At 69.1% G+C, this 16,000-nt stretch carries 15 protein-coding genes and 1 riboswitch; all 15 genes read right to left on the bottom strand.

The window, feature by feature from the left end:
* Window positions 1-6: 6 nt before the first annotated feature.
* The 15 genes from ACFWAY_RS08780 to ACFWAY_RS08710 all read right to left on the bottom strand — a co-directional run bounded on the left by ACFWAY_RS08780 (window position 7) and on the right by ACFWAY_RS08710 (window position 15,977).
* The gene (locus ACFWAY_RS08780; protein ID WP_378510460.1) at window positions 7-1,149 is read right to left on the bottom strand and encodes an LLM class flavin-dependent oxidoreductase; all 1,143 of its coding nucleotides are present in this window, start codon (window positions 1,147-1,149) and stop codon (window positions 7-9) included.
* Entirely contained in the window at window positions 1,146-2,060 is a 915-nt protein-coding gene (locus tag ACFWAY_RS08775) for an LLM class flavin-dependent oxidoreductase (protein ID WP_378451798.1), read from the bottom strand. Before ACFWAY_RS08775 ends, ACFWAY_RS08780 begins: the two co-directional genes overlap by 4 nt.
* Window positions 2,061-2,062: 2 nt before the next feature.
* Entirely contained in the window at window positions 2,063-2,860 is a 798-nt protein-coding gene (locus ACFWAY_RS08770; protein WP_378510459.1) for a DUF1684 domain-containing protein, read from the bottom strand.
* Window positions 2,857-4,221 (bottom strand): NtaA/DmoA family FMN-dependent monooxygenase, encoded by a 1,365-nt coding sequence (locus tag ACFWAY_RS08765; protein WP_378510458.1) that lies wholly within the window; start codon window positions 4,219-4,221, stop codon window positions 2,857-2,859. Before ACFWAY_RS08765 ends, ACFWAY_RS08770 begins: the two co-directional genes overlap by 4 nt.
* Window positions 4,222-4,225: 4 nt before the next feature.
* On the bottom strand, window positions 4,226-5,362 hold the full coding sequence (locus ACFWAY_RS08760; protein WP_378510457.1) for an LLM class flavin-dependent oxidoreductase: 1,137 nt from the start codon (window positions 5,360-5,362) through the stop codon (window positions 4,226-4,228).
* Complete coding sequence (locus ACFWAY_RS08755) at window positions 5,355-7,013, bottom strand: dipeptide ABC transporter ATP-binding protein (RefSeq protein WP_378510456.1); 1,659 nt, start codon at window positions 7,011-7,013, stop codon at window positions 5,355-5,357. The genes ACFWAY_RS08760 and ACFWAY_RS08755 overlap by 8 nt, the downstream gene beginning before the upstream one ends.
* The gene (locus tag ACFWAY_RS08750) at window positions 7,010-7,930 is read right to left on the bottom strand and encodes an ABC transporter permease (RefSeq protein WP_378451793.1); all 921 of its coding nucleotides are present in this window, start codon (window positions 7,928-7,930) and stop codon (window positions 7,010-7,012) included. The genes ACFWAY_RS08755 and ACFWAY_RS08750 overlap by 4 nt, the downstream gene beginning before the upstream one ends.
* A complete protein-coding gene (locus ACFWAY_RS08745; RefSeq protein WP_378451792.1) occupies window positions 7,923-8,915 on the bottom strand; it encodes an ABC transporter permease in 993 nt (330 codons plus the stop codon). The genes ACFWAY_RS08750 and ACFWAY_RS08745 overlap by 8 nt, the downstream gene beginning before the upstream one ends.
* A gap of 3 nt (window positions 8,916-8,918) precedes the next feature.
* The gene (locus ACFWAY_RS08740; protein ID WP_378451922.1) at window positions 8,919-10,544 is read right to left on the bottom strand and encodes an ABC transporter substrate-binding protein; all 1,626 of its coding nucleotides are present in this window, start codon (window positions 10,542-10,544) and stop codon (window positions 8,919-8,921) included.
* A gap of 155 nt (window positions 10,545-10,699) precedes the next feature.
* Entirely contained in the window at window positions 10,700-10,783 is an 84-nt protein-coding gene (locus ACFWAY_RS08735; RefSeq protein WP_310794466.1) for a putative leader peptide, read from the bottom strand.
* 4 nt (window positions 10,784-10,787) lie between these two features.
* A riboswitch (SAM riboswitch) is annotated at window positions 10,788-10,881 on the bottom strand.
* Between the two features lie 47 nt (window positions 10,882-10,928).
* Complete coding sequence (locus tag ACFWAY_RS08730; protein ID WP_378510455.1) at window positions 10,929-12,323, bottom strand: NtaA/DmoA family FMN-dependent monooxygenase; 1,395 nt, start codon at window positions 12,321-12,323, stop codon at window positions 10,929-10,931.
* Between the two features lie 15 nt (window positions 12,324-12,338).
* Window positions 12,339-13,397 (bottom strand): LLM class flavin-dependent oxidoreductase, encoded by a 1,059-nt coding sequence (locus ACFWAY_RS08725; protein WP_378510454.1) that lies wholly within the window; start codon window positions 13,395-13,397, stop codon window positions 12,339-12,341.
* Complete coding sequence (locus ACFWAY_RS08720; protein WP_378510453.1) at window positions 13,394-14,455, bottom strand: LLM class flavin-dependent oxidoreductase; 1,062 nt, start codon at window positions 14,453-14,455, stop codon at window positions 13,394-13,396. The genes ACFWAY_RS08725 and ACFWAY_RS08720 overlap by 4 nt, the downstream gene beginning before the upstream one ends.
* Window positions 14,452-14,994 carry a GNAT family N-acetyltransferase gene (locus ACFWAY_RS08715; RefSeq protein ID WP_378510452.1) on the bottom strand — a complete coding sequence of 181 codons (543 nt, stop codon included), beginning with the start codon at window positions 14,992-14,994 and terminating at the stop codon, window positions 14,452-14,454. Before ACFWAY_RS08715 ends, ACFWAY_RS08720 begins: the two co-directional genes overlap by 4 nt.
* Before the next feature lie 11 nt (window positions 14,995-15,005).
* Window positions 15,006-15,977 (bottom strand): ABC transporter substrate-binding protein, encoded by a 972-nt coding sequence (locus ACFWAY_RS08710; protein WP_378510451.1) that lies wholly within the window; start codon window positions 15,975-15,977, stop codon window positions 15,006-15,008.
* Window positions 15,978-16,000: the final 23 nt, after the last annotated feature.

Raw genomic sequence — 16,000 nt, 5'->3', positions numbered from 1 at the left:
GTGCTGTCAGGCGGCCAGCAGGCCCGGCAGTCCCCACTCCGCTGCGAGCAGCTCGTAGGAGCGCAACCGGTCGCCGTGATCGTGGGTGACGCTGGTGATCACCAGTTCGTCGGCGTCGGTGAGCCTTCGCAGGCTGTCGAGTCGGTCTGCGACGGTGGCCGGTGCCCCCACGAACTGGGTGATGAGCCGGTCCTCGACCGCCGCGCGTTCCGTCTCGCCGAGCGGTGCCGTGTGCGCCGGGTCGGGATACGGGATCGCCCCGTGCCCGCTGCGGATGCTGTGCGTCCAGTGCGCGAACGTCGACGCCAGTTCCGTCGCGGTCGCGTCATCCTCCGCCACGACGGCGTCGGCGGAGACGACGACGTACGGCTTCTGCAGGTTCGGCGACGGGCGGAACGCGGCGCGGTAGGCCTCGACCGCTTCGAGGGTCGTCGACGGGCTCACGTGGTAGTTCGCGCCGAAAGGCAGCCCCAGCCGGCCGGCCAGTTCGGCGCTCGGTCCCGCGCTGCTGCCGAACACCCACACGTCGACGTCCGCGCCCTCGCCGGGGCTGGCGTGGAGCTCGATCCCGTCCGGGGTGCGGTACGTGCCGCCGAGCAGTGCCAGGATGTCGTCGACCTGCTGGTCGAATGCCGGCGACAGCGCGCCCGGCTGCTGCAGTGCCGACTGCGCCGCCGTGAGCCGGGGAGACAGCAAGAGCCCGGACGGATCGAACGGTGCCGGGATCACGACGCCGTCGCAGATCTCCGTCTCCCGGTGGGGCGGGGCCGACTGGTTGTTGCGTTCCGCAACCGCTTTCAACGCCTCGGCCCGGCGCTGACCCGACCGTCCGAGCCCGAGGTCCACGCGACCCGGGTACAGCGCGTCGACGGTGCCGAATGCCTCGACCACGGCCGCTGCGGTGGTGTGGCCCAACTGCACCGCGGCGGCGCCGACCCGGAGCGTGCTGGTCGCGGCGGCCAGGATCCCGACGAGCACGGCCGGCGAGGAACTGGCGACCCCCACGAAGTGGTGTTCGGCAACCCAGTAGCGCTTGTATCCCCACGCTTCGGCGTGCCGGGCGAGGTCGACGGTGTTCCGCAGCGCGGTGCGGGCGGTGGTGCCCTCGCTGACGGGCGACAGGTCGAGGACGGACAACGGAGTGGTCATGAGGGCACTTTCTGGAGAGAGCGGGGATTGACAGCGCGATGGCTGCGCGGGGCACCGAGTCCGAGGTGCTGCCGCAGCGTGGCGGTGGTGTAGTCGGTGCGCAGAACACCACGGTCCTGCAACAACGGCACCACCGTGTCGACGAACAGGGCGAGTTCGTCCGGGGTGAGGTGGGAGGGCAGGACGAACCCGTCCGCTGCGTCCTCGCGGACCCACCGGACGATCCGGTCCGCGACGGACGTGGCGGTACCCACGAACGTCGTGGTGACCAGAACCTTCACCGCGCCGGCGGGCCTGCCGGCCTCGACCGTGCGGCGCGCGAGGTCGTCGTAGAACGCGCGACCGGCGTCGAACGTGCCGAGCGGGGCGATGATCACATCGCCGTGCCGGGCGGCGAGATTCCGGGCCTCCGGGCCGTCCCCCGACACGATCACCACCGGTTGCGCTTGCGGGCTCCGCGGGACGGTGAAGCGTCCACCGATGTCGAAGTGCCTGCCCCGGTGGTAGAATGCGCCGGCGGTGGGGTCCGAGACGAATCGCCCCGCGCCGCGGTCGACGGTCACGACCCCCTCGGCCCAGGAATCCCACAGCGTGCGTGCGGTGTCGACGAACTCCGCGGCCCGCTCGTCGCCGGGAGCCACGGTGTTCCACGCTGCACGCCCGCCGGACAGGTGATCGAGTGAGGCCAGCCGGCGGGCCACGTCGTACGGTTCGGCGGAGGTCGTGTCCAGCGTCGCCGCGAGCCCCACTGTGTCGGTGAACCCGGCCAGCGCGTTCGCCGCGGTGACGCCTTCGGCGAGGAAGAGGTCGAATCTCCCCCGCTCCGCGGTGCGGGCGGCCTGCGCGAGGAAGGCGAAGTCCGTCCGCCCCGCGGGTGCCGCCGCCCCGAGCACGACCTGCTTCTCGGCCATGTCTACCGCGGGTTCTTCTCGCCGGCCTCGACCGCGAGCGTCAGCCGGTTCTCGGCGGGCGCGACCGGGCAGGTGGCGTAGTCGGTGAACGCGCACGGCAGGTTGGCCGCCCGGTTGAAATCGAGGATCACCCGGCCGTCGGCGGCGGGGGCGTCCACGGCCAGCGACCGCGCCGCGGGGTACGTGCTGACCCCGCTGGTGGCGTCGGTGAACAGAACGTGCAGGCCACCGTCCTTGCCTGCGAACGCGACGAGTTCGTGTGCGGCGCCGCCGTACTCGAATGCGAGCGTCCCCAGCGCCGTGTGGTGGTGCTCGAGTCCCTCGACGACCGCACCCGTCGTCACGACGCGGGACTGCGGGAACGGGGTGAACGTCGCCGGCACGGCCCACTGCTGCGCGGGCAGGAACGTCGGGATGCCGGTGAACGCGGCGAGGGTGCCTGCCTCGGGGTCGTGGATCCGCAGGGCGACATCACCGGTTCTCCGGATCACCTCGACGTTGCTGCTCCCGTTCCGCACGAGCAGACCGGGTGCACCCTCCAGGGGTGCGAGCGTCGCCGTGCCGTCGACCGCTTCGCCATCGACCTCGAGCCCGGCGTCGGCGGTGGCCGTGATCACCACCCCGTCCGCGTCGGCCCGCCACTTCCCGGGCAGGTCGGGGAACGTGGTGTCGGTCTCGACGAGCCAGTGCAGGGCCGTCAGACTCAGCCATCCCAGCGGGTCGCGGAAAGACTCCTCTCGCGCCGAATGCCAGTCCTGCCAGTCCTGCTCGAATGTCGCGCCTGCCGTGACTGCGGTCATGATGCCCGAACTCCTTCTGTCTGGTGATGCGGATGGCGCAGTCCGAGATGACTGCGCAGGGTCGTGCCCGAGTACTCGGAACGGAAAGTGCCGCGGTTCTGCAACTCCGGGACCACCTTCTCGACGAACTCGTCGAGCCCGGCCGGAGTGAGGTGCGGTACCAGGATGAAGCCGTCGCACGCGTCCGCTTGCACGTAGCGGTCGATCTCCTCGGCCACCTGAGCGGCGGTGCCGACGAACTGCTGGCGAGTCGTGACCGCGATGATCAGTTCACGGATGCTGAGCTTCTCCGCTTCCGCCTTCGCCCGCCACGCGGCAGCGATCTCGCGCGGATCCTTCGCGTGCCGGACCCGGCCGCGGGTGATGTTCGTGTCCTCGGCCGGTTCGACGTCCGGCAGCGGACCGTCCGGGTCGTACGCGGAAAGGTCGCGGCCCCAGACCTGTTCGAGAAACGCGATCGCCGTCTGCGGGCCCACCTGCTGGTGGCGGATGTGGTCGGCGCGGTCGGCCGCGTCCGCCGCGGAGTCGCCCAGCACGAAGGTCGCCGCGGGCAGCACCTTGAGATCGTCGTGGCTGCGCCCGTACTTCGCCAGCCTGCCCTTGACGTCCGCGTAGAACGTTTGCCCGTCCTCGAGCGACCCGTGGATGGTGAAGATGGCGTCCGCCTGCGCGGCACCGAATTCGCGGCCCTGATCGGAGTCGCCGGCCTGCAGCAGCACCGGGTGCCCCTGCGGGCTCCGTGGAATCGTGAACCGTCCCCGGATGTCGAACTGGGAGCCGGAGTGGGTGACGTCGCGGATCGAGTTGTCCGCGGCGAACACTCCCCGGGCGCGGTCGATCTGCAGCGCATCCTGATCCCAGCTGTCCCAGAACTTGCGGGCGCCCTCGATCAGTTCGCCTGCGCGGGTGTACCGGTCGGCCTTGTCGAGGTATCCCCCGCGCCGGAAGTTCTCGCCCGTGAACGCGTCCGAGGACGTCACCATGTTCCACGCGGACCGGCCGTCGGACAGATGGTCGAGCGAGGCGAATTGCCGTGCCAGCTCGTACGGTTCGTTGAACGTGGTGTTGATCGTCCCCGCCAGGCCCAGATGGGTGGTGACTCCGGCGAGCGCGCCGAGCACCGTCAACGTGTCGGGGCGGCCCACCACGTCGAGGTCGTGGATCAGGCCCCGGTGCTCACGCAGGCGCAGGCCCTCGGCGAGAAAGAAGAAGTCGAACAATCCGCGTTCGGCGGTCTCCGCGAGGTGCACGAACGAGTCGAAGTCGATCTGGCTCTTCGACTCGGGGTCGCTCCACACGGTGGTGTTGTTGACGCCGGGAAAGTGGGCGGCGAGATGAATCTGCTTGCGCTGGTTGCTCATGATGTCAGTCCTGTCCCGCGAAGTGATTGACGGGACGGGTGAACCCGAGCCGCTCCCGGAGCACTCCGCTGCCGGACGCTCGGTCGCCCGGCCGCAGCAGTGGCAGGACGTGCTCGGTGATCTCGTTCAGGCCGGACGTCAGCGCCAGCGGCCGGAGAGTGACACCGTCGACGCCCCCGGTGTCCACCACGTCGGTGATCAGGCGGGAGAGCCCCGGCGCGTCGCCGCGGTGGAGAATCGACGCCGGCTCGTACCGGCTGCCGGACCAGTTCTCGAGCTGGGCGAGGTCGCGTGCCGCCGCGTCGACGGTCTCGGCGATCACCACCTCGATATCGAGCAGGATCCGGAGCGCAGCGGGGTCCCGGCCGGCCTCGGCCGCAGCACGTCGCACCCGGTCGGCGACGTCACGGGCTGCGTCCACGGTGGGTGCGCCGATGCGGATCACGTCGGCGCGCGCGGCGGCGACCCGGGTGGAGTGCTCGTCCCGCGCACCGATCACGATCAGCGACTGCCCCTGCGGCGACCGCGGCGTGATCGAGGGACCCTTCACGGAGAAGTGCGTGCCCTCGAAATCGATGTAGTGCAGCTTGTCCCGGTCGATGAATCGGCCGGTGGCCACGTCGCGGATCTCGGCGTCGTCCTCCCAGCTGTCCCACAGCAGACTCACGACCTCGATCGCGTCGGCAGCCTCCGACCACAGACTCTCGGAATCCTGTGCATCCTTGCGCCCGAACAGATTCGCCTGCGCCTGACCGTCCGACACGTCCACCTGCCACCCGGCGCGGCCGAGCGACGCGTGGTCGAGGCTCGCGATGGCCTTGGACACATGGAACGGTTCGGTGTGAGTGACGGTCACCGTGGGAACGAGGCCGATCCGCTCGGTGGATGCGACGGCCCTCGCGGCGATCGCCACGGCGTCCAGCTGTCCACGCTGATCGGCGTGTCCCGTCGTGGCGATCGCGAAGGTATCGCCGACGAAGGCGAGGTCCACTCCGGCCGAGTCGGCCTGCCCGAGCAGGCCGGTCCAGTAGCCGGCGGTGAAGAGGTCCTCGGCGCGCGAGTCCTGACGACGCCAGGACTGCGGATGGATCCCCGTGCCGTACAGATCGACGGCGACGAGCGGGTCGTGTGACTCAGGCATGAATCGATTCCTCCAGCTGTGCAGAACGTGGGCGCCCGACGGATCGTCCCGGGATGGCGTCGAGCAACTGCCGGGTGTAGTCGTGGCGGGGGTTGTCGAATATTTCTGCCGCGGTGCCCGATTCGACGATGCGGCCGGACCGCATCACCGCGACCGTGTCGCTGATCTGCCGGACCACGGCAAGGTCGTGTGAAATGAAGAGGTAGCTGAGCCCGAGTTCCCGCTGCAGGCTCTCGAGTAGCCCGAGGATCTGCGATTGCACCGAGACGTCCAGGGCCGACACCGGTTCGTCGAGCACGACGAGTTCGGGGTGCAGCGCGAGCGCGCGGGCGATGGCGACCCGCTGTCGTTGTCCGCCGGACAGCTCGGCCGGTCTGCGTTCGAGGTAGGTGCGCGGCAACGCGACCTGTTCGAGCAGTTCGGCGACTCGTGCCGCCCGTTCCGCCCTGGTGCCGACACCGAACGCACCGAGCGGTTCCGCCACGATGTCCGCAACGGCCAGCTTCGGATCGAGGGACGCGTACGGGTTCTGGTACACGATCTGCACCCGTCGGCGCAGGGCGCGCAGCGCGCCGCCGCGCAGGGTGGTGATGTCCCGGCCGTCGAAGTCGATGCGGCCAGAGGTGGGAGATTCCAACCGGATCGCGATCCGGGCCACCGTGGACTTGCCCGAGCCGGACTCCCCCACCAGCGACAGCGTGCGCCCGCGCGGGACCTCGAACGACACGTCCTGGACGGCGTCGATGGCCGTGCGCCGATCGATCCGGAACGTCTTGGCCACCCCGGACACGCGCAGCAGGACATCGGGGTCGGCTCCGCCCGCCTCCGCGGCGCGGCTGGGCCCCCGCCCCACCGAGAGACTCGGCGCCGCGGCCAGCAGGGTGCGGGTGTACTCGTGCTGGGGGTTCTCGAGGATCTCGCGGGTGGGACCCGCCTCCACCACCTCACCCTGACTCATCACCACGATCCGGTCGGCGCGGTCGGCTGCGACACCCAGATCGTGCGTGATCAGCAGGACCGCGGTGCCGGACTCGGCTATCCGCGCGTCGAGATGATCGAGAATCCGGCGCTGCACCGTGACGTCGAGCGCGCTGGTCGGTTCGTCCGCGATCACAAGTTCGGGGCTGCATGCCAGCGCGATCCCGATCAGGACGCGCTGCCGTTGCCCGCCCGACAGGTCCTGCGGGTACTGCCTCGCCCGCACCTCGGGCTTGTCGATCCCGGCCTCGGCGAGAATGCGCACCGCCTCGATGCCGGCCGTCCGCCGGTCGGCGAGACCGTGGATCCGGAGCACCTCCGCCACCTGGGTGCCGACCCGCAAGACGGGGTTGAGCGACGTCGTCGGGTCCTGGGGAACGAGGCCGATCCGGGCGCCGCGGATGCGGTCGAGGGCGCGCTCCGACTTGGTGTCGAGACGCTCACCGTCGAACGTGACGGTGCCGGCCACGGCACGTCCGGACCCGCTGAGCAGTCCGAGGATGGCGTGCGCCGTGGTGGATTTTCCCGAGCCGGACTCGCCGACCACGGCCACCACTTCCCCGCGCGAGACCGTGAGGTCGACGCCCTTCACGGCCACGACGGGATCGCTCACGCTCCCGTACGCCACCCGGAGTCCGGAGACCTGCAGGATCGGGGTGTCGTTCGCGCTCATCGCACTTCCCTCTGTTCGAGTGCATGCCCGAATCGGTGCGCCGACAGCACGACGGCCACAATCACCAGTCCGGGCAGGGTTGTCATCCACCATGCGGTGGCGAGATAGTTCCGGCCCTCGGCGATCAGCGAGCCCCATTCCGGGGTGGGCGGCACCGCGCCGAACCCGAGGAAGCTCAGCGACGACACCGCGAGCACCGCCATCCCGAACTCGACGGCGGCGAGTGCCACGACGGGCGCGTACGAATTCCGCAGCACGTGGCGGCGCAGCACCGTGTGCCAGCGGACACCCGATGCGAACGCCGCCTCGACGTACAGCGACCGGCGCACCCGCAGCACCTCCGAACGCATCACGCGGGCGAAGTTCGCGATCAGTGACACTCCCACCGCGATGGCCACGTTGACCGTCCCGAATCCCAGGGCGGTCACCAGTGCGAGCGAGAGCAGCAGCGCGGGGATCGACAGGAGAACGTCGACGATCCGCATCAGGACGGCGTCCAGCGCACCTCCGAGGGCACCGGACAGCAGTCCGATCAGCGAACCGACGACCAGTGCGATGCCCACGGCCAGCAGTGTTGCGGTCAGCGACAATCCGGCGCCGTGGACCACGCGGGTGTACACGTCACGTCCGATGTTGTCGGTGCCGAACCAGTGCGCGGCACTCGGCGCCTGCAGCTTCTGGGCGGGCACCCCGACCAGTGGGTCGCCGCTCGCGAACACCGACGGCGCCACCGCGAATCCGACCGCGACGAGGAGCACGGCGGCCGAGGCCACCAGCACCAGATTGCGACGCCACCACGCCACCACGCGGCGTCCGCGGCTGTGCGACCTGGACGCGATCGCGCGCGGCGGTTCGTTCGGCGGAGTGCCGAAACCCTCGGCCTCGTCGATCAGTTCCCTGGTGAGGATGTCAGACATGAACCTTCTCCTCCACATCCGCGGAGTCGTCGTTGCGGTCGGAACCGCGCCTGCCCTCGACGATCCTGGGATCGATCAGCGGGTAGAGCAGATCGACGGCGAGATTGACGAGTACATAGACGACGGAGCTCAGTACCACGATTCCCTGGACCACCGGAATATCCTGTGCCATCACGGAAGTCTGGGTGAGCCGCCCGACTCCGGCGCGCGAGAACACCGTCTCGACGACGACCGATCCGGCCAGCAGATTACCCACGAGCACGCCGGCGATGGTGAATGCGGGAATGCTCGACAGGCGCAGCGCGTGCCGCGTCTGGATCTGCCAGCGGGACGCGCCCTTCGCCCGCGCGGCTTCGATGAACGGCTGCCGCCACGTGGTCTGCAGACTCGCCGCGAGCACCTGGGCGATCACGGCGCCGGTCGGCAGCGCGAGCGTCACCGCGGGGAGCACCAGCGTCGCGATCCCCTGGTCGCCGAACGCCGGAAAGGCCTGCAACCGGAACGAGAACAGCTGCAGCAGAATCAGTCCCACCCAGAACGTGGGTACCGCGACACCGAGCGGAGGCAGGGAGAACAGCAGATTCCGCACCCAGTGGACCCTCGTGTAGGTGGCGAGGAACGCGACCGATGCCCCGAACACGACCGCGAGAACCAGCGCCGCGGACGCCAGCGCGAGCGTGCTGGGGACCGCGTTCCCGATGGCCTCGGTCACCGATTGCCCGGTGGCGATCGAGTACCCGAAGTCACCGCGGACAGCGTGGCTCAGGGAGTTCCAGTACTGCACCCACACGGGCTGGTCGAGGCCGTACCGTGCCTGCAGCTCCGCGACGGCGGCCGCGTCGACCGTCGTTCCGGTGGTCGCCGAGTCGACGGCGATGCTCACCGGATCGGACGGCAGCAGGAACAGCACGGCGAACGACACGGTGAACGTTGCCCACAGGACGGCAATCGCCTGCAGCACCCGTAGTCCGAGGTAGCGAATCATGGCTCAGCGTCCGCTGATCCAGGTGTCGAAGAACTGGAGCCGGGCCGAGGCCTCGAACTTCAGATCCTGCACGTTGGGGCCGGCGCCGATCGCCTGCGACAACTCCACCGTGGGGATCCACAGACCGTTGTCGAGCACCTGCTGCTGGGCGTCGGCGACGAGCGCGCTCCGCTCGGCGGTGTCGGTGGTGGCGAGCTGCTTCGCGAGCACGTCGTCGAGCGCGGGAATCGGTCCGCGGCTGTTCAGGTTGCGGCCCTCGAGGCCGAACTGGGTGCGGAGGATGTCACCGTCTGCGCGGGTGCTGTTGTAGTAGGTGGCGTCGAAGTCCTTGGAATTCTGGCGGGCGGTGGCCTCGGGGGTGGACACGAGATTCAGCTGCAGATCCACTCCCACCTCTTTGAGCTGCTGCTGCACCAGCTCGAGGATGGCCTGGTTGCCGGCGAACACGGAGCTGAACAGAACGGGGAAGCTCAGCTTCTGACCGCCCTTCTCCCGGATGCCGTCGGCACCGGGAACCCAGCCCGCCTGATCGAGGATCGACTTCGCCTTCTCCGGGTCATATGTCACGTCCGGCAGCGCCACGTAGCCCGGGGTCCGGCTGGCCAGCGTACTGGTGGCCGGCTTGAAGTTGGGGCCGAGCACGGTGTCGACCAGTTCCTGCCGGTTGATCGCGGGGACCAGCGCACTGCGCACGACGGGATCGACGAGCGGTCCACGGGTCACGTTGGGCTGGAAGCCGAACGGGGTTCCGGGATTCGACGTGGTGAGCACCTGCCCGCCCGCACCTTCGATCTGCGGGGCGTCCTGCGGCAACGCGTCACTGATCGCGTCCAGCTGCCCGGAGGACAGGCTGCCCGTGCGGACACCTGATTCGGGGACGACACTGAACTCGATGGTGTCGAGGTAGGCCTCGCCGTCGTGGCCGAACACGTCGGAACCCCAGTTGTACCCGGCGCGCTTGGCGAGGGTCACCGACTTGTCCTGCTGGTAGTCGGCGTACGTGAACGGCCCGGTGCCCGAGATCTTGCCGGTGCACCGCTCTTCGGCGGACTTCGCGACGGACGCATCGGACAGGATGCCGAGCTGCGGGGTGGACGACGCCTGCAGGAACTGCGCGTTGGGTGCGGCGAAGTCGACCTGCGCGGTCAGCGGGTCGATCACGGTGGTGCCGGTGTAGCCGGTGAGGTAGCTGGCACCGAGCGCTGCCTTGGCCCCGGTGAGGGTGTTCACGATGGCGTCGAGATTCTTCTTCACCGACTCCGCGGTGAAAGGTGTTCCGTCACTGAACGTCACCCCCTCCTTCAGGTGGAACGTGAAGGAGGACGCGTCGGCGTCCGTTTCCCAACTCTCGGCCAGCCACGGCTTCAGTTCGCCCGTTGCCGGGTCCTGATCGGTGAGCGAGTCCACCACCTGACGAGCGACGTAGATCGTCTGGTTCGTGCCCGACTGTGCGGGGTCGGCGCACGTGGGTGCCTGCGAGAGGCCGTAACGGAGAGTGCCGCCGGGCTGTGCGGGGCCCGCATCCGCGGAGGAATTGCTGGAACCCCCACCGCAGGCGGTGAGCGCCGTGGCCAGCGCGGCGGCGACTCCGATACCTGCTGCGATCCGGTAGGGCGAGGACAAAGGCACTGATGGCACCGAGAACTCCGTGATCTCGAAGAAGTGCCGTGCGCGCTGCCCGTCGTATCGGCAGCGCTCACGCGCACAGAAAGGTGAGTGACACCGGATCCGACGCGGATGCGGTGTGTAGAGCAGGAACCCCGGATGTCTGTCGGGGTGTCAGGTCAGCTGTGACAGATGGAGGTGGACAGCCGGCAGAGATCGACGTGCAGACGCCCCCAGGCGCTCACGAAGCCTTCGGTCAACATGGTTCCTCCATCGATCCCGGCGGTAGCACCCGCACCCGCAGGGCGGGGGGTTGCTGCGACGTCAACGAGCCAGGTCTCTCGGTCGCTCTGGATGGTCGTTACCGAGTGTAAGAGATCCCCGGTCGCGGCGCCACATGGACCCTCGCTACCCGACCGCCTGCCGGGACTCGACCTCCCGCCGCGACAGGGCGGGCCGGAGCCCGAGGTGCTCACGCAGGGTGGAACCGTCGTATTCCGTTCGGTACGAACCGCGCTCCTGCAATTCGGGTACGAGCAGGTCGACGATCTCGTCGAGCCCGGTGGGCACCAGGTACGGCGAGATATTAAAGCCGTCCGTGGCCCCACTGCGTACCCACCGGGTGAGCTCGTCGGCGACCTGTCCGGGAGTACCGGCGAAGCCGGAGCGCTGAGTGGTCGCGATCGCGACCTGCCGCAGCGACAGGTTCTGCGCCTCGGCCAGGGCCCGCCATTCCCTGGCGATGGCCAGCGGATCCTTTCCGTCGCGCGCGGCCCCGCGGGTGACGGAGATCGGCGCGGGCACCGGATCGAATTCGGGCAGCGGACCGTCCGGGTCGCGATCGGACAGATCGCGGCCCCACACCTGGCCGACCAGAGACAACGCCGTCTGCCCGGTGTACTGGCCCTCGCGGACCCAGCGCACCTTCTCCTCCACCTCGGACGCGTTCTCCGCGAGCACGATCTGCGTCCCCGGCAGGATCTTCACATCGTCCTCGGGGCGCCCCGCACGACGCAGTCTGCCCCTGATGTCGTCGGCGAAGGCGAGCGCCTCGTCGAAATGCGTTCCGTGCCGGGAGAAGATCACGTCGGTGTGCGCGGCCGCGAAGTCCCGGCCCGCCGGTGAGTCGCCGGCCTGGAAGATGACGGGATGCCCCTGCGCGCTGCGCGGCAGCGTGGGGGTGATCGTGACGCCGAACTGCGACGTGCGCCGGGACACCTCCTGCACACCGTCCGGGGTCGACCACGACGGCGCGTCGGTGCGCGTCGCGACCGCATCGTCGGCCCACGCATCCCAGATCGCCCGGGCGGTGTCGAGGAACTGCCCGGCCCGCTCGTACCTGTCCGCGTGATCGAGGAAGCCACCGGGCCGGAAGTTCTCTCCGGTCCACGCGTTGTCCGTGGTGACGGCGTTCCAGCCGGCACGGCCGCCGGACAGCAGGTCCAGCCCGGACAGCCGGCGGGCGAGGTCGGCCGGTTCGTTGTATGTGGTGTTCTGGGTGGCTACCAGCCCGATGTGCCGGGTGATGCCGGCCAGCGCCGAGAGTTGGGTGATCGCGTCCGGCCTGCCCACGATGTCGAGATCGAGAATCTTGCCTTCCTGTTCCCGCAGGCGCAGGCCCTCGCCGAGGAAGAAGGCGTCGAACAGGCCGCGCTCGGCGGTCAGAGCCACCCGCCGGAACGTTTCGAAGTCGATCTGCGATCCGCTCGACGGGTCCGACCAGATCGTCGTGTGGTTGACGCCCTGGAAGAAGACACCGAAGTGCACCTGGGCGCCGGGGCGCGCGTACGAGTTATCGGTCATGTTCTCCACAACCTTTCAGCGAGAAGAGTCTTCGAGGCGCTCGGCCTGGAATCGGGTGACGGGACGGTCGAGGCCGAGCGTGCTGCGCAGGGTCGAACCGGGGACGGGACGGTGGGCGATGCCGGCGCGAAGGAGTGCCGGGACCACGTACCGCGCAAGCACCGGAAGATCCTCGTCGACGACGGCGGGATGCAGGCGCACACCGTCGACGTACGTATCCAGGGCGCGCAGCAGTTCCAGCAGCCCGGCGGCATCGCCGGCGAACGACAGCCGTCCGCTCGGCGGGGCAGGTGGGGACGAACCGAGTGCGACATCCAGTTCGGCGAACACCAGCACCGCCCCGCCCGCCTTCGCGCGCCCGGCGGCCTCGACGGTGTCCTCGAGTGTCGGTCCGGACACCAGCACGACGTCGACCAGCGACGGATCGGTGTCCCCCTCGAGGCCGAAGACCACCAGCCGCCCCTGCGGCGGCCGGGGCACGATGGCCGGACCCTTCACCGAGTACGTCTCGCCCTGGAAGTCGATGTAGTGCAATCGGTCGCGGTCGACGAAACGGCCGGTGGCGTAGTCGCGGATCACCGCGTCGTCGTCCCACGAATCCCACAGTTCCCGGACCACGGTGATCGCGTCGCGTTCCTCCCGCTCGAGGTCGGCGGGTGCGGTGACCTCGGCCCGCCCCAGTGCGCTCGCGACTCGCGGGTCGGTGTCGCGTGCTGCGATCCAGCCGCCGCGACCGCGCGACGCGTAGTCGAGCGTCGCGAGCTGGGAGGAGGTGTGGAACGGCTCGGCGTACGTGGTGCCGACGACCGGTACGAGTCCGATCGTGCTGGTGGTCGCGGCGACGAATGCCGCGCGGTTCACCGCGTCGATCCGGCCGACGGGTCCCCCGTCGGCGCCGGGTGGCAGGAGCGAATCGTCGAAGGAGGCGAACGCGAAGCCGGCGTTCTCGGCTGCCGCGACGCGGTCCGCCACCGTTCGCCCGGTCAGCAACCGGTCGGGTGTGTGCGCGGCTCGCCGCCAGGCTTCGGGATGCGCACCCTCGCCGTCGAGTTCGATGCCCAATACCAGGCTCATGCGACTTCCTCCTCGGTGCCGGCCGCGAGGTGGCGGCTCGGAATGGTCTCGCGCAGCGCGGGCGCCACCTCGGCCTGGAACAGTTCGAGGCTTTCGCGGTGCTGCTTGTCGCTGCCGACACGGTCGACGCTCAGGTGGATCGCCTCGTGGCCGAACTGCTCGTGATAGCGCTGCACCTTGTCGATCACCTGCTGCGCGCTGCCGATCAGTGCGGAGCTGCGTTCGACAAAGTCCTCGACGGTCTCGAACACCACCGGAAGTCCTGCCCTGCGGGCGAAGTCGAGGCGAGCGGCGTGAATCGGACGCCACACGTCGAGCGCATCCTGCGAGTTCGGCGTCACGTAGAACCCGGCGGTTCCGGCGCCGACGAGGGCGTCGGCGGGATCGTGACCGTAGTGTGCCCACCGTTCGCGGTAGTGCCGGACGAGTTCGGCATACGAGTCGATGGGATACGTGACGTTCGCCGAGAAGATCGGATCACCGTAGCGGGCCGCGAGATCCACCGATTCCTTGCTCGTCGCGCTGCCGTGCCAGATCCGGATCCGCCGCTGCAGCGGGCGCGGCAGGGCGACAGCATGCTCGAGAGACGGCCGGAATGCGCCTTCCCAGGTGACGTCCTCGCTCTCCCACAACTGCCGGAACAGTTCGTAGCCCTCGCGGTTGCGGTCCCACTGGTCGTCCGGGGTGACGTGGAACAGGTCCGCCTGCGCGGTGCCGTTGCCCTTCCCGATGATGAGCTGCAGCCGGCCGCCCGACAGGTTGTCCAGCGTCGAGTAGTCCTCGAACGCGCGGACCGGGTCGAGCAGGCTCAGCGTGGTCACCGCGGTCCACAACTGCAGCGTCCTGGTGCGCGCCGCGATGGCGCTGAGCACCACGGGCGGGGACGAGGACAGGAAGGGATGTTCGTGGCGCTCGCCCACCGCGAACCCGTCGTACCCGAGTTGCTCGGCGAGGACGGCGGACTCCACGACCTCCTGCAGCCTGGCCGCAGTGCCGATCTTCTCCCCGGTGACAGGATCCGGTTGGTGAGTGATCAGGCTCATCAGCAGAAACTTCATACGGATTCGTACTCCTTTGCGGCCCAGGCGGAAGGCAGAGCGGTAGGGGCATGCAGGATCTTCTCGAATCCGTGGATTCCGACGTCCTGCGGTGGGAGGGAGCGGTCGAACAGCGCCGTGTAGCCCGCGGCCAGGTACAGTGCCACCGCCTCGGGCTGCCTCGGCCCCGTGGTGAGGAAGATGCGGGAATAGCCGGCCCTCGTGATCGCGGCCTCGAGCTCCCGCAGCACGATTCGTCCGAGGCCGCGGCGGCGGTGCGCCGACGAGGTCCAGATCCGTTTGAGTTCGGCCGTCGTGTCGTCATAGTGGCGGAAGGCCCCGCCCGCCACGGACGTCCCGTCCTCGACCAGAACGAGCAACGCGCCACCCGGTGCGGCGAACTCCTCCGCCGGATACGTGCTGAGATCGTCGTAGATCTCGTCGCGGGTGCGCCCGTACCGCGTGCTGTATTCGATTGCCAGTTCTTCGAGCAGCGGTGCGGCCAGTGGGTCCGCCTGGTCGACGAACACGGTCTTCACGGATTCGGTCCTCTCGGTCACTGGTCCTCCTGTCAGCTGGTCTTCGGGAGTCCGGGCGGGTTGACGACCGACGTGTCCACGGCCTCGCTCGCGATGTTCCAGCGGTCGAGAACCTGTGCGTACGTGCCGTTCTCGATGACGTGGTTGATGGCCTCGTTGACGGCGGTCACCAGTCCGTTGTCCTTCTTGGTGAGCACGGCGATCTCACCCTGCAGGGCATCGCCCGCACCCGAGAAGGTTCCGGCGATCTCGGTCTCCCCCGCCTGCGCCACGTGGAACGACGAGGACGGGTTGGGCCCGAAGTAGGCGTCGATCCGGCCCGATGCGAGGGGCAGGTAGTAGTCGGTGGCGTTCTGGTAGTAGGTGATGTCGGCGGGTTCGAACCCCGCCGCGACGTTCTGCTCGTTCCACTTCACCAGCAGCGCTTCCTGATTGGTGCCGGAGGAGACCGCGATCTTCAGGCCCGCGACGTCCTTGGGCTCCTTGATCTGGATTCCGCTGTCCTTCTTCGTCTCGAACGCGACCGTGTCGAGGCGGTACGTCGAGAAGTCGTACTTCTCCTTCCGTTCCTCGGTCACCGTGACGTTGGAGATGAACGCGTCGGCCTCACCCGAATCGATGCGGACGAAGTTCTGCGCCCAGTCCGCGGCCTGGAGATCGACCTTCAACCCGAGGACGTCGCCGATCAGGTACGCGAAGTCGGTCTCCGAGCCGATGAGCGTCTGGTCGTCGTCGGCGTAGAAGCGCAGCGGCGGGGCGGAACCGGCGCTGCCCGTCACGAGGAGCGTGCCGCGGTCGCGGATCTGCTGGGGAACCTTCGCGGCGATCGACTCGACCTCGTCGGTGGTGATGCGATTCTGGTCGGCGGTGAGGTTGTATCCGGCAGCCGAGGTCGGCCCCGATCCCTCGTCCTCGACGTCGCCGCCCCCGCACGCGGCGGCGAGCAGCGCGACGGTGGTGAGGGCCGAGGCCAGAATCTTCGTACGGAACCGTGCGGTGGACATGTGTGCCTTTCGGGGATCCACAC

The sequence above is a fragment of the Rhodococcus sp. NPDC059968 genome (assembly GCF_042738615.1).
Taxonomy (GTDB): Bacteria; Actinomycetota; Actinomycetes; order Mycobacteriales; family Mycobacteriaceae; genus Rhodococcus_F.
The sequence above is the reverse complement of the archived record's forward strand: the minus strand, read 5'-3'. Positions and strand labels throughout refer to the sequence as shown.